The organism is Planctomycetia bacterium (assembly GCA_016795155.1).
Lineage (GTDB): Bacteria > Planctomycetota > Planctomycetia > Gemmatales > HRBIN36 > JAEUIE01.
Genome location: JAEUIE010000015.1, coordinates 162,721 through 182,530, shown reverse-complemented (window position 1 = coordinate 182,530; position 19,810 = coordinate 162,721). Strand labels below are relative to the sequence as shown.

Annotated in this window: 18 protein-coding genes; 7 read left to right on the top strand and 11 right to left on the bottom strand. The window is 51.4% G+C overall.

Annotation, left to right across the window (positions count from 1 at the left end; all coding sequences use genetic code 11):
* The first annotated feature begins 98 nt into the window (after positions 1 to 98).
* The 4 genes from JNJ77_06990 to leuD all read left to right on the top strand — a co-directional run bounded on the left by JNJ77_06990 (position 99) and on the right by leuD (position 4,482).
* A complete protein-coding gene (locus JNJ77_06990) occupies positions 99 to 1,145 on the top strand; it encodes a hypothetical protein (GenBank protein MBL8822317.1) in 1,047 nt (348 codons plus the stop codon).
* Between the two features lie 80 nt (positions 1,146 to 1,225).
* Positions 1,226 to 2,455 carry a 2-isopropylmalate synthase gene (locus tag JNJ77_06985; protein ID MBL8822316.1) on the top strand — a complete coding sequence of 410 codons (1,230 nt, stop codon included), beginning with the start codon at positions 1,226 to 1,228 and terminating at the stop codon, positions 2,453 to 2,455.
* 2 nt (positions 2,456 to 2,457) lie between these two features.
* Positions 2,458 to 3,870, top strand: a complete 1,413-nt coding sequence (gene leuC / locus JNJ77_06980; GenBank protein ID MBL8822315.1) for a 3-isopropylmalate dehydratase large subunit — start codon at positions 2,458 to 2,460, stop codon at positions 3,868 to 3,870.
* 21 nt (positions 3,871 to 3,891) lie between these two features.
* Positions 3,892 to 4,482, top strand: a complete 591-nt coding sequence (gene leuD, locus JNJ77_06975) for a 3-isopropylmalate dehydratase small subunit (GenBank protein MBL8822314.1) — start codon at positions 3,892 to 3,894, stop codon at positions 4,480 to 4,482.
* Here leuD and JNJ77_06970 read toward each other — a convergent pair whose 3' ends face one another.
* The 8 genes from JNJ77_06970 to JNJ77_06935 are packed head-to-tail and all read right to left on the bottom strand — an operon-like array spanning position 4,483 to position 12,156.
* Positions 4,483 to 5,829, bottom strand: coding sequence for an FAD-dependent monooxygenase (locus tag JNJ77_06970; protein MBL8822313.1), 1,347 nt, complete (start codon positions 5,827 to 5,829; stop codon positions 4,483 to 4,485).
* A complete protein-coding gene (gene kynU / locus JNJ77_06965; GenBank protein ID MBL8822312.1) occupies positions 5,820 to 7,091 on the bottom strand; it encodes a kynureninase in 1,272 nt (423 codons plus the stop codon). The genes JNJ77_06970 and kynU overlap by 10 nt, the downstream gene beginning before the upstream one ends.
* Complete coding sequence (locus tag JNJ77_06960) at positions 7,091 to 7,900, bottom strand: cyclase family protein (protein MBL8822311.1); 810 nt, start codon at positions 7,898 to 7,900, stop codon at positions 7,091 to 7,093. The genes kynU and JNJ77_06960 overlap by 1 nt, the downstream gene beginning before the upstream one ends.
* Before the next feature lie 8 nt (positions 7,901 to 7,908).
* Positions 7,909 to 8,880, bottom strand: coding sequence for an amidohydrolase (locus JNJ77_06955; GenBank protein ID MBL8822310.1), 972 nt, complete (start codon positions 8,878 to 8,880; stop codon positions 7,909 to 7,911).
* A gap of 41 nt (positions 8,881 to 8,921) precedes the next feature.
* A complete protein-coding gene (locus JNJ77_06950; GenBank protein MBL8822309.1) occupies positions 8,922 to 9,440 on the bottom strand; it encodes a 3-hydroxyanthranilate 3,4-dioxygenase in 519 nt (172 codons plus the stop codon).
* A 22-nt stretch (positions 9,441 to 9,462) separates the two neighbouring features.
* Entirely contained in the window at positions 9,463 to 9,885 is a 423-nt protein-coding gene (locus JNJ77_06945) for a RidA family protein (GenBank protein MBL8822308.1), read from the bottom strand.
* Between the two features lie 15 nt (positions 9,886 to 9,900).
* Positions 9,901 to 11,313 (bottom strand): aldehyde dehydrogenase, encoded by a 1,413-nt coding sequence (locus JNJ77_06940; protein MBL8822307.1) that lies wholly within the window; start codon positions 11,311 to 11,313, stop codon positions 9,901 to 9,903.
* A 54-nt stretch (positions 11,314 to 11,367) separates the two neighbouring features.
* Entirely contained in the window at positions 11,368 to 12,156 is a 789-nt protein-coding gene (locus tag JNJ77_06935) for an SDR family oxidoreductase (protein MBL8822306.1), read from the bottom strand.
* A 124-nt stretch (positions 12,157 to 12,280) separates the two neighbouring features.
* Between JNJ77_06935 and JNJ77_06930 the strand changes: the two genes are divergently transcribed.
* Together JNJ77_06930 and JNJ77_06925 are read left to right on the top strand one after the other, a co-directional pair.
* The gene (locus JNJ77_06930; protein ID MBL8822305.1) at positions 12,281 to 13,051 is read left to right on the top strand and encodes a tryptophan 2,3-dioxygenase; all 771 of its coding nucleotides are present in this window, start codon (positions 12,281 to 12,283) and stop codon (positions 13,049 to 13,051) included.
* A gap of 30 nt (positions 13,052 to 13,081) precedes the next feature.
* Entirely contained in the window at positions 13,082 to 14,155 is a 1,074-nt protein-coding gene (locus tag JNJ77_06925) for an alpha/beta hydrolase (GenBank protein MBL8822304.1), read from the top strand.
* Between the two features lie 24 nt (positions 14,156 to 14,179).
* Here the strand turns inward: JNJ77_06925 and JNJ77_06920 are convergent, their stop codons facing one another.
* The 3 genes from JNJ77_06920 to JNJ77_06910 form a co-directional block, all read right to left on the bottom strand.
* Positions 14,180 to 15,217, bottom strand: coding sequence for a DUF3500 domain-containing protein (locus JNJ77_06920; GenBank protein MBL8822303.1), 1,038 nt, complete (start codon positions 15,215 to 15,217; stop codon positions 14,180 to 14,182).
* 115 nt (positions 15,218 to 15,332) lie between these two features.
* The gene (locus JNJ77_06915; GenBank protein MBL8822302.1) at positions 15,333 to 15,902 is read right to left on the bottom strand and encodes an HdeD family acid-resistance protein; all 570 of its coding nucleotides are present in this window, start codon (positions 15,900 to 15,902) and stop codon (positions 15,333 to 15,335) included.
* A gap of 197 nt (positions 15,903 to 16,099) precedes the next feature.
* Complete coding sequence (locus JNJ77_06910) at positions 16,100 to 18,934, bottom strand: calcium-binding protein (GenBank protein MBL8822301.1); 2,835 nt, start codon at positions 18,932 to 18,934, stop codon at positions 16,100 to 16,102.
* 205 nt (positions 18,935 to 19,139) lie between these two features.
* Between JNJ77_06910 and JNJ77_06905 the strand changes: the two genes are divergently transcribed.
* Positions 19,140 to 19,745, top strand: coding sequence for a sigma-70 family RNA polymerase sigma factor (locus JNJ77_06905; protein MBL8822300.1), 606 nt, complete (start codon positions 19,140 to 19,142; stop codon positions 19,743 to 19,745).
* Positions 19,746 to 19,810 lie beyond the last annotated feature (65 nt).

Sequence of the window (19,810 nt, the reverse complement as noted above, 5' to 3'; positions counted from 1 at the left end):
CTACTTTCTATTGTTAGGTATACCTAATAACAAATTGTCGTCAAGACTTTCTTCCATTATTTCAATGCTCTTACAATAAAGTTTCAGGAGGAAATGACATGTATTCGTTCAAATGGCATATCAGCGTAGTAGTATCAATTCTTTGTCTCGCTACAACGAGTCTGGCTCAGGAACCATGGGGAATTATCACCGGCAAGTCAGTCATGAGCCTGCGTTCTGGGCTTCGTTTTGTTTACCAGCAAGCTGGCCGCAAGGATCTGGTGGCTGCCCTCGATAGCACTGCGGTGACCAACCTGATTGCAGGCAATTTGAAAGGGCTTGATCTGGCCCGCCCGCTGGGCTGCATCATCAAACCCGATGTACTCGGTAATGCAACGGTGGTGACCTTCATTCCCTGCACCGACAGGCAGCTCTTTGTGGGCTTTCTGGAACGTCATGGGATTTCAGTATCGAACGCCAGCCAGGATTTGTACTCCGTGCAGGTTCCCTTGTTGGGCAAAATTGCCATGACCTTTCAGCATCAATATGCCTGGTTTGGTTTCACTGAAACAGAGGTTTCCGGAAACCAGATTGATCCCAGACAAATGATTCCCGAACAACACCAGAAACAACTACTGGCCATGAGTCTCTACTTTCATCGAATCCCTGCTCAACAACGTGTGCAGCTTTCGAACAGACTTTCAACGGTGATGAACTGGATGACAGGCAACAGCAAAGATTCACAAGAATCGTTGCAGGCACAAGTTGGAAAATCGGTTCTACAGATGATGTTATCCCAGCTTTCACGCGATGCACGGGAAATGACTGCTTCAGCACGGGTTGATGAAAAGGCACGAATGATGCATGCACAGTTGAATATCATCCCGCGCCAGGATACCTCACTCGCACGCCTGGCTTCCAGAATCTCAACACCATTTCAATACAGCTACATACCATTCAAAAAGGAGAAGCCCGCAGAAGACAAGCTGTTGTCAAAAAATGCGGATACTTCTCAGCCTGAGAAACCACTCAACATCACACTCAAGGGTGGAAGTGAATTACTGGCGCAGGTTGACATGCACGGCTCCCTGCTCGCCCCTGATGAAAAAGACTCCACCAGAAAACCTAGACCATCGCGATTGCGCGAAAGACCTCGCCGTCGATAACCCGGACTGGCACTGGCATCTCCCCGGCAGGTAGCGTACACTGTTGGTAGCAGACCCTCTTCCACTGCTGAGGATGAATCATGAGTAACGATTACGTTCGCATATTCGACACCACGCTTCGCGATGGTGAACAGTCCCCCGGTGCAACTTTAACCTCCGCAGAAAAACTGGAAATCGCCGGCGCTCTGGCTCGCCTGGGTGTAGACGTGATGGAAGCAGGTTTCCCCGCTGCTTCGCCTGACGACCTGGAAGCCGTTCGAACGATCGCCAAAACCGTTGGCAACGAGTCCATTAATGGCAACGAACCTCCCATCATTTGTGGATTAGCCCGTACAGCATTCAGCGATATCGACAAAGCCTGGGAAGCTGTGCAACATGCAAAAAGGCCCCGCATCCATACTTTCCTGGCTACTTCCGAAATCCACATGAAGCACAAGCTGAAGATGGAACCCAGGCAGGTTATGGACAAAGTGCTCGAAATGGTTGGCTATGCTCATTCACTCTGTGCTGATGTAGAATTTTCGCCGGAAGATGCAGGCCGCAGCGACCCTGCATTTCTGTATGAGGTGCTGGCCTTGGCCATTCGTGCCGGTGCAACCACGCTCAATATTCCTGATACGGTGGGCTACACCATTCCTGAAGAATATGGCCAACTGATTGCAGGCATCATCAAGAATACCAAGGGTATTGATAACTGCATCGTCTCGGTTCATTGCCATAATGATCTGGGCCTGGCAACGGCCAACAGTCTGGCTGGCATTCGTGCCGGAGCTCGGCAGGCGGAAGTCACCATCAATGGCATCGGCGAACGGGCAGGCAACACTGCTCTCGAAGAAGTGGTGATGGCTTTAAATACCCGCAAGCCTGTTTATAACCTGCGAACGGGGATAGATACCACGCAGATTGCACATGTGAGCAAAATGGTTTCTGGTTACACCGGCATCGTGGTTCAACCCAACAAGGCCATTGTTGGTGCCAATGCATTTGCACATGAAGCGGGCATTCATCAGGATGGCATGCTGAAAAATGCCACCACCTACGAAATCATGCGACCTGAATCAGTAGGTGTCACCAAGACCAATCTGGTGCTAGGCAAGCATTCAGGCCGACATGCTTTCAAAGCCCGCATGGAAGAACTCGGGCACGTACTGGCTGATCAGGATCTCGACTGCATCTTTGCACGCTTCAAAACTCTGGCAGACAAGAAGAAGCAGATTCACGATGCAGACCTTATCTCGCTGATGAAAGAACCCATTGGCGCCACCAATGGGACCAACAAACCTGTTCGCGTTACCGTGAGTGTTGGCTAACTATGTCGAAACAGCCACGAACGATCATTGACAAAATCTGGGATAACCACGTGGTGCATCAGGAATCTGGTGCTCCTGCAGTGCTTTACATTGATCTGCACCTGGTCCACGAAGTCACTTCGCCCCAGGCATTTGATGGACTGCGCAAACGTGGCCTCAAAGTACACCGTACGGATCGCACAGTTGCAACTCTCGATCACAGCATTCCAACGCAAGGTCGCGGACTGGAAATGGCCGATGACATGGCTGCCCAGCAATGCCGCAAGCTGGAACAGAACTGTAAGGAATTTGGAGTTACGCTTCATGGCCTGGGCAGCCCGCATCGGGGAATTGTCCACGTCATCGGCCCTGAACTGGGACTCACTCAGCCTGGCATGACTATTGTTTGTGGCGACAGCCACACTGCAACGCACGGTGCTTTCGGAGCACTCGCCTTTGGCATCGGCACCAGCGAAGTGGAACACGTGCTCGCATCGCAGTGTCTACTGCAGCGGAAGCCGAAATCATTTGAAGTGAAAGTGGATGGAACGCTGAAACCAGGCGTTTCACCCAAGGACATCATTCTGGCTTTGCTCGCCAAGATAGGTGTGCGTGGTGGCACTGCTCACGTCTTTGAATATACAGGCTCTGCCATCAGAGCCTTGTCGATGGAAGGCAGAATGACTGTCTGCAATATGTCCATCGAAGGCGGCGCCAGGGCAGGGCTGGTAGCTCCCGATGATGTCACGTTCCAGTATCTGCATGGCAAGGAACACTGCCCCAAGGGTTCGGACTGGGACAAAGCGGTGGCGAAGTGGAAGGCACTGGCCAGTGATGAAGGTGCAGCTTTCGACAAAACTATTTCCATTGATGCCAGCCAATTGGAGCCAATGATTACCTATGGCACCAATCCAGGAATGGGAATGCCTATTTCGAGTGCAATTCCCGATCCTGCCAGCATCAGCGACAGCACCGAGCGGGCAGCGCTGGAGAAAGCCATGCAATACATGGCCTTGCCTGCAGGCAAGCCACTGCTCGGCCACAAGATTGACGTTGTCTTCATTGGCAGTTGCACCAATTCCCGCATCAGCGATTTGCGAGAGGCAGCCCGTGTTTTCCAGGGTAGAAAAATTGCTTCGCATGTGCGCACGCTGGTAGTGCCTGGCTCGCAGGAGATTAAGAAGCAGGCGGAACAGGAAGGCTTGGCTGATATCTTCAAGCAGGCCGGTGCCGAGTGGCGTGAAAGCGGCTGCTCCATGTGCATTGCCATGAATGGCGACCAGATCAGCCCCGGACAGTATGCTGTGAGTACGAGTAACCGCAATTTCGAAGGCAGACAGGGTCCTGGCGGACGTACGTTTCTGGCCAGTCCTCTGACCGCAGCCGCTGCTGCAGTGACGGGGGTGGTGACGGATGTTCGGAAACTGATCAACTGATAATATCTTGCTGGAAATGCCATGGCTCGCTTTACCACACTGACATCACGCCTGATTCCCCTGGTGCGAAATGATATCGATACCGACCAGATCATTCCTGCCCGGTTTCTCAAAGTAACCGATAAGAACGGCCTCGGCGAAAACCTGTTTGCTGACTGGCGTTATGATGCGGCTGGCAAACCCAAGCCTGATTTTGTCCTCAATCAGTCTGCTCACCAGGAACAGACCATCCTGCTTGCTGGCGACAATTTCGGATGTGGTTCTTCGCGTGAACATGCTCCCTGGGCATTGCGAGCCTGGGGTATCCAGGCTGTGATCGCTCAAGGGTTTGCCGATATCTTTAAATCCAACGCCCTTAAAAATGGCGTTCTGCCTGTCGTCTGCGACGATGCATCATTTTATTCCAAACTAGTGCAACTCGCTCAAAGCCATCCAGATACCAAGGTAACCATAGACCTGGCAGCACAAACGATCCGATTACCTGACGGAACCAGCAGCACTTTCCAGGTGGATAGTTTCTCCAAAACCTGCCTACTGAATGATCTGGATGAACTGGGCTACATACTGAAGTTCAAACAGCAGATTGAAGCATACGAAGTATCTCGAACCTGATTATAGTTTCTGCTCAATCAACCTACTAGCCTGGCTGAAATCGACTTGTTCCAGGCTGCTGATGCCCGCCGTCAATTGATTGAGAATGTCTTCCTGAATGATACCTCGCTGTTGCGCCTGGGCATACGGCATGGTATGGAACATGACCATTGAGTAGCGTGGGATGAAGCGAGGACCGAAGCGATCTTCCAGAGCAAAAGACAATACTTTCTTCAAGGCGAACCGCGGATCACGCACCGTTGACCGCATTTCAACATAATTCTCGAGAGCCATCGTTGCAATGGCATCAGCGTTCGGCTTTCGCTCCGCAAAGAACCGTTCAAAGAGAGTTTCGCAAGGCATGTCTTCATCGTTCAATAATTGATCAAATGCGACCACATCTTCAAAACCACAATTCATACCCTGGCCGTGAAAAGGAACAATAGCATGGGCAGCATCACCCAGCAGCAAGGCATTGCCTCGATAATGCCAGGTATCGCACCAGATGGTTGCCAGATTTCCCAGCGGGTTGGTGAAGAACTGTTCTGTCAGATCAGGCATCATGTCTCGTGCATCGGGGAAATACTTCCTGAAAAAATCATGTACTGACTGCTTATCCTGCAGAGTAGCAAAGCTCTCCGCACCGGTTTGTGGAAGAAACAAAGTCAAAGTAAATGATGCATCCGGGTTGGGCAGGGCTATCAGCATGAATTCACCGCGTGGCCAGATGTGTAACGAACGCTCATCCATGCGAAAGCTGCCATCCGCCCCGGCTTCAATCGTCAATTCCTTGTAGCCATGCCCCAACGGCTCTTCAACACACTTACCACCTGTTGCACGGAGTATGGCATCCCGCACATGCGACGCAGAGCCATCGGTGCCCAGCACCACTTCGAAATCCAGCCAAGCCTCTTTTCGATTTGTTTCGTTCAGCATCTTGAGTTTCTTATTGGCAAAATCAACACCCAGGCAATTTTGCTCAAAATGAATGGTCGATCCTTCCGCTTCCGCCAGTTCGAGCAATTTCTGGTTCAGGCCTCCACGCGAGACGGAATAAATCACTTCTTCGGGGCGATGCCCGTACGACAGAAACGAGGTCTGCCCCTGTTCATCATGAATCATTCGGCCCGCCATGGGGATAAGCAGGGGGCGCAGGTCTTTCAGGATGCCAGCACGCTCCAGAGCTGCCATGCCACGATTGGCCAGAGCCAGGTTGATGGACCGCCCAGCTGAAATGCGTGACTTCCGCAGATCAGGCCGACGTTCATAAACGGTTACGGTGAAGCCTCGCCGTGCCAAGAACACCGCCAGCAGGCTTCCCACCAGGCCAGCACCCACCAGTATAATGTGTTTCGATCTCATAGCCATGTCTTCAGAAGATGAACAAAACGATAGACTTCCGTAAAGGTGTTATAAAGGGGCACGGGCGCCACGCGCATGACATTCGGCTCTCGCCAATCGCAGGCTACACCAGCCTGCTCAAGCCGCTGATGTACCTCTTTGCCAGAATACTGGCCACTGCGAATGCTCAATGACAGTTGGCATCCTCGATGATTCGCATCATGTGGCGTGATGATCTGCACACGATCTCCACATTCCAGCTTCAGCAGATATTCCAGGTAGCCAGTCAACAGTTCCGACTTTTTTCGCAAGGCGCTCAAGCCACCCGCTTCGCGAAACAGATCGAGCGATGCACGCATGGCTGCAAGCGACAGAATGGGAGGGTTGGACAGTTGCCAGCCTTCCGCAGTAGGCATGGCATGAAACTCCGAGCCCATCTGGAAACGTGTCGATTTATCATGGCCCCACCAACCAGCGAAACGATGCAAACTGGTGTTCCGGACATGTCGTTCATGAATGAAACAGCCAGCTACCGATCCCGCTCCACTGTTGAGATACTTGTAGCTGCACCATACAGCGAAATCGACATCCCATTCATGCAGAAACAGTGGAATGTTCCCCATAGCATGGGCCATATCAAAACCAACTATTGCACCCACATTATGCCCAATACGGGTGATTTCAGCCATGGGTAACACCTGCCCGGTGTAGTACTGTACCCCAGGCAGCAGAATCAAACTCAATTGTTTCCCATGCTGCTCGATAATCTGCATCAAATCTGCTTCATCAATCAATTCTGAACCTGGTCTTTGTGCTACCTTTACCAGTGCTTCTGCAGGGTCCAAACCATGGTGTTGCAAGTGGGAAACTACTGCATAGCTATCTGATGGGAAGGCATGCTCTTCAATAAGAATTTTGAACCTTTGTACGGTCGGCCGATAGAAACTCACCATCATCAGATGCAGGTTGACCGTCAGGGAATTCATGGCAACCACTTCATGAGGCAGGGCACCTGCCAGTGATGCAAGTCCCGTTGTCAGAAATTCATGGTAAGGCATCCAGGGATGATTGCCCTCAAAATGCCCTCGCACTCCTCGTGTTGCCCAATCATTGAGAAAATCACTGACGTAGGCTCCGGTACGTTTCGGCTGCAGACCCAGTGAGTTCCCACAGAAATAGATTTCTTGCTGACCGTTGTGTCCAACCGAAATATGAAACTCATCGCGAAACCGTGCAAGTGGATCATCACGATCCATTGCCTGTGCATAGTCTGGAGTTCGATCAAACATTACACGAACTCCACGGGAAACAGCCAGGGTCTGGATGGCGCCACATCGGTGCTGAATGCTGGAATCTGCAAATCGAGCAAATAGTTTCCATCCCGTACTTCATCTGGAACATAAATCATTTCTGTAATTGTTTTATCTATGTATGATCCGGCTTGAAGCGAATGCGTGCCTTCTGCGACGTTCCAGAACCGGTGGTGCACTGTCAGCAAACCCTCATCCTGCATTCGATCAACCGATGGCATGTCAACGAGGAGATGCTTGACGCCGAGTTGATTCAGGTAATCAATCGCCTCGATTGTGAAAAATGGCGGTAAGGTTGTTTCACCATACCTTGCACCTAGTTTTGATTCATCGTTTGGTAAAGTGCGAATCAACAATGCAGTAAAGCGAACTGCTGAAATATGCTGCAATGCTTGATGCAGCATCATTTTGGTAATTACTTTATCTCCATTTACGAGAGCAGGACGGTTATGCTTATCGATAGCAGTTACCGATGCTGGTTCAACAGAAATCAGCGTCGCCAGTTTCAATCCGCCAGGTAGTGCCTGATGCACTGAAAACTGATTATCAACAATGTGGCCAATGCTTTCGGTATGTGTGCCGTTGCAATGTGGATTGATAGTTATGACAGGCACATTGCACGAACCACCCAGTTTGGTGTCGCCAATGAAACTACCTGACCTCATCGGTACAGTGCTGGCGCGTTTTGCCGCAAAGTGGCTGGGTTGCAAACCATTAAAATCAACTGGAATGCCTACACAAATTCCCTTACTGAAATCAGCTTGCAGCGATTGACCATTGATTGTCATGGTGGCAATCAAGCAAAATGCTCCCGTTTCAGATTTAGCCATTCGAGTGCTGTGCCATGCAGAAGCCTCTCCTGGGTGTTCCGATCAAATCCACTGGTTTCAATCAAATGACCAGGTACAGTTTCCCCCAGAGGAAACGGATAATCCGTTCCAAGTGCAATGCGATCCGCACCGACCGTTGCCACAAAGTATTTGAGGTATTCCGCATCATGCACCAGCGAATCGTAATAGATTCGCGACAAGTACTCTCGCGGATTCACACGGTTATCGATGGCACACAAGTCGGGCCGGGCTTCGAAGCCATGAGCAATGCGGCCAATGGTTGCTGGAAATGCACCACCACCATGTGCAAATGCAATACGTAGCCGAGGCAGTTTTTCGAGCAGTCCGGAAAATATCACCGAGCAGATCGCGAGCGTTGTTTCCGAAGGCATGCCTACCAGCCAGGGCATCCAGTACTTGGACATGCGATCCTTGCCGAGCATTTCCCATGGATGCACAAACAGACAAGCCCCCATCTGCTCCGCTGCTTCAAACACCGGATACAGGGATGCATCATCAAGGTTGACACCATTCACATTGGACCCAATCTGAATGCCTGGAAACTGCAGATCTTTTACACATCGTCGCAGTTCCCGCACTGCCAGCGTTGCATCCTGCATCGGAACAGTACCCAGCCCCACGAATCGCTTGGGGTATGTCCTCACCACATCAGCAATATGGTCGTTAAGCAATCGCGACAAATCGTAGCCATGTTCCGGCTTGGCCCAGTAACTGAACATTACCGGCACCGTTGACAATACCTGCACCTGACAATCATGCTGGTCATATTCCTGCATTCGCCGGACTGGATCCCAGCAGTTGCTTTCAATTTCACGAAAGAACTTGCCATCGATCGTCATTCTGGCACGATCACAGCCACAGCTTTCAAGTTGCACAAACCCACCGTAGCCATATTGCTGTTGCAGGTCAGGCCACATCGGCGGCAGAATATGCGTATGAATATCAATCTTGAACACGTTTACTTCTTTACAGGTGGTTCCATAATCTTGCCACAATTCTTACATGTCCGGTTGGACTCCGAGCCATAATACCGTTCAAAGATCGGTGGAAAATCCTTCTCTATATTCTTTAGCGGGAAAAATTCTTCGTACAATTTGTTGTCGCAGCCTTCACAGTACCATTGCAGTCCGTCAAGTTCACCAGGCTGGCGTTTGCGTTCAATGACCAGACCAACAGAGTTGGCCATGCGCTCCGGCGAGTGTGGCGTACGGCCAGGCAGGTTGAAAATCTCACCAGCTTTGAGCGGAATATCGACGCGTTTGCCATCCTGAATCGTGTGCAGCACCATTTCACCTTCCAACTGATGAAAGAACTCAGGCCCTTCCTGGAAATGAAAATCCTTCCGCGCGTTAGGGCCACCCACCACCATGACGATAAAGTCATCCGTTGCAAAAACTTTCTTGTTACAGACCGGCGGCTTGAGCAAATGGCGGTTCTCTTCGATCCACTTCTGGAAGTTGATACCCTGGTTCAACATGACTTTCCCCTTGTTCACGGTGTCAGGAAATGGTCGCTATGCACTTCAATTCAATGGCTATCGGCGTTGGCAGGCAATTAATTTCCAGCGTCGTTCGGCAAGGCTGAACATCTTTGAAGTACTCTGCCCACAACTTATTGTATGTGGCAAAGTCAGCTTTCATGTTGGTGAGATAGACGGTGACATCCACCAGATTCTCCCAACTGCTACCAGCCTCTTCGAGAATCGCACGAACATTGGCAAAAACTGATCGACACTGTTCAGCGATGTCGTAAGCAATGATCTCCCCCCTCTCATTGAGTGTTACGCCGGGAATGGCCTTGCTCCCTCGCTGACGTGGCCCCACACCAGAGAGAAACAAGAGGTTCCCCACTTGTCGGGCATGTGGATACAACCCAACAGGTTCAGGAGCTTTTGAAGAATGGATGCCTTCAGTGAACGCCATACGGCATGTTTCCTTTCAATACCTGATACATACATTTTTAGGCTCGGTGAAAAATCTCATGGCTTCCTGGCCACCTTCCCGGCCAACTCCGGAATCTTTCATTCCGCCAAAGGGAGTACGCAGATCACGCATCATCCAGCAGTTGACCCAGACCACGCCTGATTCCAACTCACGTGCCACGCGATGACAGCGTTTGATATCACTGCTCCACACTGATGCAGCCAGTCCATACCGAACACTGTTTGCCATCGACACTGCCTCCGTATCCGTATCAAACGGAATGAGTGTAGCCACCGGGCCAAAGATTTCTTCCTGATTGACCCGGCACTCAGCCGACAACCCCTCAATCACCGTGGGATGTACGAAATAGCCCTCTGCGCAACGTCCTGGAACCGTGGCACGATAGCCACCAGCCAAGACACTTCCACCGGTGCTGCGTGCCAGCTCGATATACGACAACACTTTCTCCATGTGAGTTTCAGAAACCAAAGCTCCCTGCTGCGTTTCGTTATCGAGCGGATCGCCCACTTTCAAAGCAGAAACCTGACTGACGAAGTCATCGCGAAACCTGTTGTAAATCGAACGTTCGATAAGAATGCGTGAGCCACAAAGGCATATTTCACCCTGGTTGGCAAAGGCTGCTCGAACGGTACCTTCAACGGTTGTTTCATAGTCACAATCAGCAAACACCAGTGTCGGGTTTTTGCCGCCCATTTCCAACGACAATTTCTTAAACTGTGGTCCAGCCAGCGCTGCGATCGCTACGCCAGTCGCTGTCCCACCGGTAAACGAAATGGCTTTCACCTTGGGATGTGTCACTAGGGCATGGCCGATACTGCTGCCTCGGCCATGAACGATGTTCAAAACGCCTCGCGGCAAGCCTGCTTCGTTGCAGATTTCGCCAAGCAGAAAGGCAGTCATTGGTGTGATTTCTGAAGGCTTGCCAATCACACAATTGCCTGCTGCCAAAGCCGGGGCAATCTTCCAGGTGAACAGATACAACGGCAGATTCCAGGGGGAAATGCACCCTACGATGCCAACCGGATCGCGAAGCGTATAGTTGATTGCCTCGTGCCCAACCGAATGTGATTCACTCGCGAACTGTGTTGCAGCCGCGGCAAAGAATCGAAAATTAGTAGCTGCGCGCGGAATATCCAGAATGCGTGCAATTGAGAGTGGCTTGCCATTGTCGATAGATTCGGCGCGAGCCAACTCTTCGAGTCTGCGTTCAATGACATCAGCAATGGCATAAAGCATTCTGGCTCGCGATTCGGCACCGAGTGCTTTCCAGGCAGGTAACGCCTTTTCTGCAGAAGCAACCGCGAGTGCCAGATCGCTGGCATCCGAATCAGGCAATAACGAATAGACCCGGCCTGTAGCAGGCTCAACATTATCGAGATATCTGCCGTTCAGAGGCTCGCGATTCATGCCATCAATAAAGTTGGCTATCTTCTGCACACCGTACTCCCACAGATTGGATTACTATAGGCAACCCGTTCTGCCACCATCCACGGGCAAATTGATACCACTGATATACGCAGCCGATGGACTGGCCAGGAAGGCTACAGCATATGCGATTTCTTCCGGCTGAGCAAATCGCCCCAGGGGCACAATGGCTTTTTCTTCCTCCACAACTACATCACGCGATTTGCCACCCTTGGCTGCTTTGATGTCGATGATGGCATTCAGCCTTGCAGTATCTGTTGAACCAGGCAACACGTTGTTGACCGTGATGCCAAATTTTCCCAGTTCACCCGCCAAGGTCTTGGCCCAGTTCGCTACCGCCCCGCGAATCGTGTTCGATACGCCCAGATTGGCAATAGGCTGCTTCACCGAAGTCGAAATGATGTTGATGATACGGCCATACTGGGTTTCCATCATACCAGGCAGCAGTGCCTGTACCAGAATCTGATTGCATATCAAATGCTGCTGAAATGCAGCGATGAATGCAGTAGTATCCGCCAAATGTACAGGCCCAGGTGGCGGCCCACCGGTATTATTGATCAGAATGTTGACTGGCCCATGTGTCTGTAAATGCAAAATGACAGCCGACTTTAACTGATCAGGCAAGCTGAAATCTGCCACGAGCACTGAATGCTTTTGTCCTTGGGAAACAGGTAGCTGCTGCATCACCTGTTCCAGAACCTGCTGATTTCGGCCACAGACCGTAACCTCTGCCCCCAGCGATGCTAGTTCGAAGGCTATCGCTTTGCCAATTCCTTGGCTAGCTCCGCATACCAAGGCTCGCTTACCTGTGAGATCAATGTTCATTCATCGTTTCCGTTAACTTGTAATGCTGAATCTCGCATGACGAACTCGTTCATGCAACTGAAATTTCTTGGGCATTCAATCTGGATGTGTAAGATGGGGAGTGTAAGAACGGAGCCTGATTGATATGCCGAACTATGCAGATTATCTGAAACTCGAACCGCTTCTGCTACTGCAGGAGCCCGGGCGAGAGCATGACGAAATGCTCTTCATCATCATTCACCAGGTTTACGAACTCTGGTTCAAGGAAATGCTGCACGAACTTGATTACATCCAGAAACTGCTGGCTGACGATGATCTGGCCCGTGCCGGTCATGTGATGAAACGGGTGCTCACTATTCTGAAAGTGCTGGTGGCTCAAGTTGATATTCTGGAAACGATGACTCCGCTGGAGTTTCTCAGCTTTCGCCAGCGGCTTGAATCAGGTAGCGGCTTTCAGTCAGCTCAGTTTCGCGAACTCGAATTTGTCCTTGGTCACAAGCGGCCTGCTGCCATGAATCATTACCCTGCAGGCGGGAAAGAGTTTGCACAACTGGAAAAACGGATGCAGTCTCCGTCGCTATGGGATTGGTTTACCAGCTACCTGTCCCGCCGGGGTTTCACTGTGCCAGTAGATGTTCTGCAACGTAATATTACCCAGCCTGTGAATGCCTCACTGCCCATGCAGCAAACGCTTATCCATATTTACCGTACCGATCAGGCATTGTCTGAATTCTGCGAACGATTAGTCGATCTGGATGAAGGCATCCAGGAATGGCGCTACCGCCATGTCAAAATGGTGGAACGTACCATCGGCACCAAGCGAGGCACCGGCGGCTCCAGCGGCGCGGAATATCTGCGTACTACGCTACTGAAGCCTGCGTTTCCCGACCTCTGGGCTATTCGAACTGAATTCTAACTTGTTGAATCGCGCTCAATAGGAATAACCATGTCAGCATCTCTCCGATCAGGTATCCTTGTCAGTCTGGCCACCATTCTCTGCATCACATTGATGATGGCAGCACAGGAAAAGAGCACACTTCCTGAACTCAAAGTTCCTGCCAAAGCGATTCCTGTTCCCAACACCGTTTCGCCGCAGTTGCAGAAATCCATTGCAACGCCCGTTTCTCCAGTGGGCGAAATGCCGACGACGGCTGAAGGCTGGAAGAAACTGCAACAAGGCGCGGACTCTGCCGCGACGAAAATCGTCACTGGATTTGCCACGATGCTGGGTGTCAAAGTGGAGCCTGTCACCGTTGCCGGTGTCAACTGTTATAAAGTAACACCCAAAACCATCGCACCAGGCAAAGAGAAAAACCTGCTGTTTCACGTTCATGGCGGAGCATTTGTGTTTAATGGCGGCATCGCTGGCTCGGGGGAAGCGGTTCTGTTGGCCCATACGTGCCAAATGCCAACTCTCTCAGTCGATTATCGTATGCCACCCGATCATCCATTCCCCGCCGCACCCGACGATGTGCTGGCTGTGTGGAAAGAAGTGATCAAGAATCATCAACCCAAAACAGTGGTGATGGGTGGCACTTCTGCAGGTGCCGGATTGACGATGACGACCATGCTTCGCTGCAAACAGGAAAACCTGCCCATGCCCGCCGCCTTACTCCTGGGCACTCCGGGTGCGGACCTTACCAAAACTGGTGACACCGTATTCCTCAATGCAGAAATCGATCATCTGTTGGGTCGCTACGAAGGTAGAATTGAAGCCTGCCTGAAACTCTACGCCAATGGCAAAGACCTGAAAGACCCGATGCTCTCACCTGTCTATGGCGACCTTACCAGCTTTCCGCCAACCATCCTGATTACAGGCACACGCGATCTGTTGCTTAGCACCACAGCACGCACACACCGCAAGCTCCGCGCTGCCGGTATACCTGCAGAAATCCATGTCTTCGAAGGCATGTGCCATGCCGAGTATCTCACCAGTTACCCGTCGCCAGAATCGAAAGAATGCCTGGCTGAGATCGCTCAGTTCTTTGACCGGTACCTGAAGCAGGCCAATGGTGATTGACATTCATGCGGACCACGATCCTACTCACCCCTTGGCATTCAGCTTCACATCCGGCGAATCAGCTATGTTAATCCAGATATGTACATGCGGCTCGCCTCGGAAGTACCATACGAAGCTCGGGCCTTCCAGCCGCCAGTTATCCCAGACGCGGTCCTTGCCGATATCGCCGGTCTCGTAAAACGCCAGGTTACAAGCGTTCAAGCCACCTTGCTTTTCCAGACACTGCATGATCTCGCGCTGATCAACTTCACGGTACGGAGCAATCAGGCTTTTGAGGACTTTGTTCACTTCGGACTTCTGGTCGCTCGAAAGTTCCTTGACAGCAATTCCTTCAAATGTTCCCTGTCCTCCCTGCAACGACACCTCTGCCTCGTGAGGCCGCACTTTCACCAGCGCCTGCTCCTGCTGTTTGCTATCTAGCAGCGTGTAGACTTTATTTGCCTCCAGAGCCTGATGCCAGAACACATTACCCGGATGATCTTTCTTTTCGACAAAGATCGGCGCATGACCATGGAAGATTGGACCACCCAAGGCGACATGATCTTCGCTGTTGCCATCTATGCGCACGGTCATGTGCCTGCCGGTCATCACCATTTCAAACTTGTTCTTGCCTGGCGTGCCAAAGATGGCAACGCTTTGCTCCGCTCCCCAGGGTTTGCCGCCTGTGTCATCCTTCAGCTGTTTGAGAATCCGTGGATACCAATCTGGCGAAAACAGCCCCTTAAAGGCATCGTGCAGCAGCATCTTCTGCTTCTTTGTATAAAACTCGCTGTCGATGTGCGGCCTGGTGATCTGCCAGTTGTTACTGACATGCGTTCGTAGCAGGCCTCGATCTTTTTCCGTGAAGTCCCAGCCAAAACAGATGACTTTCTTCTGCTCCGCTGTCAGCGATTCGTACAAAGCCTTCACCGCTGTTTCGCTCTCATTCTTCGAACTGGTAACTTCATCAGCAACAACATACCTGGGTACTGCAAACCCGGCCAGGGATATAGCGCTGGCAGCCAGGAACCCCCTGCGATCCAGAGTGTTTTCACAATCAGGGGAAGTACGTGGTGTTGTCATGGTCATCTTCCTGAAATGGGATGCACCATATCAGTTTAGACGATTCAACGAGTTGACGAAAGTTCAGAGTTCAGATTATCATGATCTTTGAATATCTGAACTCAATGGGATAACTTCACCGATTTGCTAATCGTTCCTTAACCCTACTCCGGAATGAACGTAGCCTCATACCCAGCACAGCTAGCGTGATGCCGTGTGCCACTGCGTAGACGCCGATGATCCAGACAACAGCCAATGCGCCATCTCCCGGGCGGGCCATCAGTATGAGTCCAAAGCCGATGGAGAGGATGCCTGCCAGCACCAGGAACAGTTCGCCTTCAATCTCCTTACGAAGGCGAATCGCCAGTGCAATCTGCAGCACACCAGAAACAACTGCCCAGGCTGCTATGTAAAAGAGCAGTATCAACGCAGTAATACTGGGTGCAGCAAAAGTCAGCACGCCTGCAGCAATGCCAATCAGTCCCCAGAGCAGCAGCACCCACCAGTCTTCCAGTTCCTTTCGGCCTGTTACTGCGACATATACACCCAGAACACCGTCTGCAATAGCATAGCTTCCAAACATCAGAACCAATGTAGTCAGAGATAACTCAGGTTGCACGAAGCAGAGAATGCCAAACAGAATGGCAATCACGCCTCGCACGACAAAAACCCACCAGCGTTCGGTAAGGCTGTTGGCAAGGTGCATCAGAACGGTAGGCAAACCGGCACTCATGGTAAGACTCCCTGGATATTCCTGAATTGACTTTCTACTACTCAATCACTTTCCCAATCTACTCGATGTTAAGTGGTCAGCCTCTTCACTTCAAACAATTTCACAGAAGACCTCATAAATAAAACTGGACGGCACTTGGCCGTCCAGTTGAAATTTACTTTACTTGGCAATTACTGAATCACAACATTATCACCAGTCCCACCATCGAGGATATCCAATCCCAGGCCGCCGATGAGCACATCATCGCCAGCCCCGCCGGTGAGAACATCGTTACCATCACCACCGACGAGCACATCATTGCCTTCCTCGCCGTTGCCGGTTAACTGAATAGCAGCACTCGACAAGCCGGAGGCTTCAATCACATCATCTCCGCTTCCGGCATTGATGACGAGACGGTCGTTGACTGCTTCAACACCCGTGATATTTACCCGGGCTGCCAATCCGAGTACGCTGCTACCTGATGCATCACCCAGAGCAAGTATGACATCATCAGCCTGTGTTCCCTGAACGATGACAGTATCGGGTTGTGCATCGCCAACGCCGCCAAATCCTGCCAGATTCAGGTTCACTTCCACCACATCCGTGCCACTTAAGTCATTGACCACAATTACATCTGCACCCCCGAGTGCATTGAAATCGATGCCTTCAACGTCATTCAGGTCCATCAGGACATTGGCAACATTACGAAAGAATCGCACACGACCACCATTGGCTGAAATGTCAATATTCTCAGAGATATTGGCACCATTGAAGGTCATTCGGTCGAAACCATCCTGACCTTCCAGTGTGTCGTTGTCATCTCCTGGGTTCCAGATGAAGGTATCGTCGCCGGCACCCATGAGGGCAGTATCGTTGCCATCCCCGCCGTTGATCAGGTCATCGCCTTCGCTGCCGATGAAAAGGTCGTTGCCTAGTCCACCGTTCATGGTGAGTTGAATGCCATCGGCTTCCAGTGAGGTTGCATTGATTACATCATCGCCACCCAGACCGTTGAGCGTTAACCGATCATTGGCTTGTTCCTGGAAGAAGATGTTGACACTGGCGTGCAGGCCGAACACGTTGATCCCACCTGCATCGCCGGCTGCTCCGAAGACATCAGCGCCGTTGGTGCCATTGACCGTGACAGAGTCAGCAGCGCCATCGCCACCACCATTCGGCCCTCGAAGATCGAGGCCGATAGAGACAACATCCGTACCGGAAAGATCGCCCACGACGATGTTATCCGCACCGCCCAAGGCTCGGAACTCGATGTTTTCCAGGTCGTTCAAATCCATGGTGACGTTGGCAACATCACGGAGGAAGAGTACTCGACCGCCGTTGGCCACGATATTGATATTTTCGCTGGCGTTAGAGCCGAAGAAGAGCATCTGATCAATGCCATCCTGCCCTTCAATGGTGTCGTTGCCATCACCCGGATCCCACTGGAACACATCGTTTCCAGCACCCAGCAAGGCTACATCATTGCCATTGTCGCCGAAGACAAAGTCATCGCCATCGCCGCCGAAGAAAACATCCGCCCCCTGACTGCCAAGTAACGTGTCATTGCCTGTACCACCGTCTATCGTCAGCTTAACAACACCAGCCGGAAGTGTGGTTGCTGTGATTCCATCATTTCCTGCCATGCCATTGATGACCAAAGCATCATTGGCTCCTTCAGATTGGGTAATGTTTACGACAGTTGGCATTCCAAGCACGGCTACCGATGTCCCCGCACCAAAGACGTCAATAATATTGCTGAACTTGTTGCCATTGACGATGACGGTATCAGACTGACTATCTCCGGTTGTGCCACCGATAGTACCAGCCAGGTTTGCGTTGATCTCCGTGACATCAGTACCACTTAAATCGTTGACGATCAGCGTGTCCGTGCCACCCAACATCTGGAGATTGATGCGTTCGACGTCATCCAGATCCATGACAATGTTGCCCAGGTTACGGGTAAACCTGACACGGCCACCGTTGACCGAGGCTTCAAAAATTTCATTGCCTGCACTGCCGTTAAACTGCATGGTGTCGAGGCCATCCTGGCCTTCTACCACATCGCTGCCATCACCTGGATCCCACTGGAACACATCGTTACCAGCACCCATGAAGACGACATCGTTGCCCTGCTGGCCATCAATGAAGTCATCGCCATCGCCGCCCCGCAGCAAGTCAATGCCGTTGGAACCAAGGATGGTATCGTTACCCGTGCCACCATCTATGGTAATTTTGATGAGTGCCGCCAGATTGCCGGTAGCAGAAAAACTGTCGTTACCGCCATTCATATTGACGACCAGGTTTTCGCTGGTGCCAATATCGATGGAGAATGGAGCAGGGTCGAGTCGATCAAACCGTACGCGTGTGCCATTGGCAGTTGTGGTGAACTGCTCGGCACCGTTGCCGCCGTTGATTTCGACGGTATCAATGCCAGCACCACCTTCGTTCAGATCGGTATCATCGCCGGGATTCCAGATCATGCGGTCATCACCTGATTCACCGAACACCTGATCGTCAGCATCGCCGCCTGTCAGTGTGTCGTTCTCCGTTCCCCCGAAAAGAAAATCCGCCCCCCCTTTGCCAAGCAGGGTGTCATTGCCTGACTGGCCAAATAGCTGGTCTGCTGCAGAGCCTCCTGTCAGCACGTCGTTGCCAGCCCCACCGAACAGCAAGGCACGAGGCAGGGCGCCATTGGCTTCATTGAGGGCAATCTGATCATTACCACCCTGACCAAAAGCCTGGATCATTGCAGTATTTGCAACCGTTGGGGTTCCACCTTGAATTGCTACCGCACCGCCATTGACCAGAATTCCACCAGCAGTATTGCGACTGATGACGATGTTGTTATCCAGATTATCGCCAAAGATAGTCAGGCTGCCTGTTGCAGCAGAAAAACTGGCGGTTACCGCGGGTACGGTGCGGTCTTCCAGCTTCTCAAGGTTTAGACTGTAACGCTTCATGCGTGGAAGAACTACCGGACGGGGATTCTGTGATGAGTACTTGCTTTGATACCAGCGTCGGAACATGACTTTCTACCTCAACTCAAGTGAAAGAATAATGAAGCGGGGTATAGCTTGTTGACCATACGTTGGATCAGCATCAACCAGTCGGTATAACCAACTGAGTGAACCCGCCTGGAATGCACAAGCAGGCATCCATTAGGGTAATCCACACCATGTTCCGTTCCGGCCAAGAATTATTTGCTCTCCGAAAAATGCCGAAGGGAATGTCATGAATGTGAATGATTCATTTGACGATTTGATGACCCGACTCAAAACAGGCGAGGATGAAGCTGCGCGGGAAGTCTTTCAGCGATACGCCAACCGCCTGATGGGGCTGGCACGTAAACATCTGGATCAACGCCTGACTGTCAAAGATGCTCCTGAAGATGTTGTCCAATCTGCTTACAAGAGTTTCTTTGTCAGACAACGCGAAGGGAACTTCGAAATTCAGAACTGGGACAGTCTCTGGGGACTGCTCACCATGATCACCGTTCGCAAATGTGCAGATCGGGCAGCACATTACCGTACCGAAAAGCGTGATATGACACGGGAAGTGGCGCAAGGTGGTTCAGAGCCAAGCATGCCGGCACTCTGGCAGACTGCGGTTGATCGCGATCCACTCCCACAGGAAGCTGCTGTCCTGGCTGAAACTGTTGAAGATCTATTTCAGTCGCTGAGCGATGAAGATGAGCGTTCTGTACTGGAACTCAGTTTGCAAGGTTTCACTGCGACAGAAATCAGTGAGCAACTCAACCGGGCAGAACGATCAGTCCGGCGAATACGCGAGCGGATACGTAAACGATTGGAACGTGCCTGCACTTACGATTCCTATTGAAACACTTGCGAAGCATCATGGGTAAAGAGGATACTGCAACTGTAGTAGCTCACGTACATCGTAAG

Coding starts and splice junctions, on each gene's coding strand:
- JNJ77_06925 (MBL8822304.1), top strand. CDS start 13,082: ATGTCAGCATCTCTCCGATCAGGTATCCTTGTCAGTCTGGCCACCATT.
- JNJ77_06915 (MBL8822302.1), bottom strand. CDS start 15,902: ATGCACCTTGCCAACAGCCTTACCGAACGCTGGTGGGTTTTTGTCGTG.
- JNJ77_06970 (MBL8822313.1), bottom strand. CDS start 5,829: ATGGCTATGAGATCGAAACACATTATACTGGTGGGTGCTGGCCTGGTG.
- JNJ77_06955 (MBL8822310.1), bottom strand. CDS start 8,880: ATGTGGCCTGACCTGCAACAGCAATATGGCTACGGTGGGTTTGTGCAA.
- kynU (MBL8822312.1), bottom strand. CDS start 7,091: ATGTTTGATCGAACTCCAGACTATGCACAGGCAATGGATCGTGATGAT.
- JNJ77_06905 (MBL8822300.1), top strand. CDS start 19,140: ATGAATGTGAATGATTCATTTGACGATTTGATGACCCGACTCAAAACA.
- JNJ77_06940 (MBL8822307.1), bottom strand. CDS start 11,313: ATGAATCGCGAGCCTCTGAACGGCAGATATCTCGATAATGTTGAGCCT.
- JNJ77_06960 (MBL8822311.1), bottom strand. CDS start 7,900: ATGACAATCAATGGTCAATCGCTGCAAGCTGATTTCAGTAAGGGAATT.
- JNJ77_06910 (MBL8822301.1), bottom strand. CDS start 18,934: ATGTTCCGACGCTGGTATCAAAGCAAGTACTCATCACAGAATCCCCGT.
- JNJ77_06985 (MBL8822316.1), top strand. CDS start 1,226: ATGAGTAACGATTACGTTCGCATATTCGACACCACGCTTCGCGATGGT.
- JNJ77_06920 (MBL8822303.1), bottom strand. CDS start 15,217: ATGACAACACCACGTACTTCCCCTGATTGTGAAAACACTCTGGATCGC.
- leuD (MBL8822314.1), top strand. CDS start 3,892: ATGGCTCGCTTTACCACACTGACATCACGCCTGATTCCCCTGGTGCGA.
- leuC (MBL8822315.1), top strand. CDS start 2,458: ATGTCGAAACAGCCACGAACGATCATTGACAAAATCTGGGATAACCAC.
- JNJ77_06950 (MBL8822309.1), bottom strand. CDS start 9,440: ATGTTGAACCAGGGTATCAACTTCCAGAAGTGGATCGAAGAGAACCGC.
- JNJ77_06945 (MBL8822308.1), bottom strand. CDS start 9,885: ATGGCGTTCACTGAAGGCATCCATTCTTCAAAAGCTCCTGAACCTGTT.
- JNJ77_06935 (MBL8822306.1), bottom strand. CDS start 12,156: ATGAACATTGATCTCACAGGTAAGCGAGCCTTGGTATGCGGAGCTAGC.
- JNJ77_06990 (MBL8822317.1), top strand. CDS start 99: ATGTATTCGTTCAAATGGCATATCAGCGTAGTAGTATCAATTCTTTGT.
- JNJ77_06930 (MBL8822305.1), top strand. CDS start 12,281: ATGCCGAACTATGCAGATTATCTGAAACTCGAACCGCTTCTGCTACTG.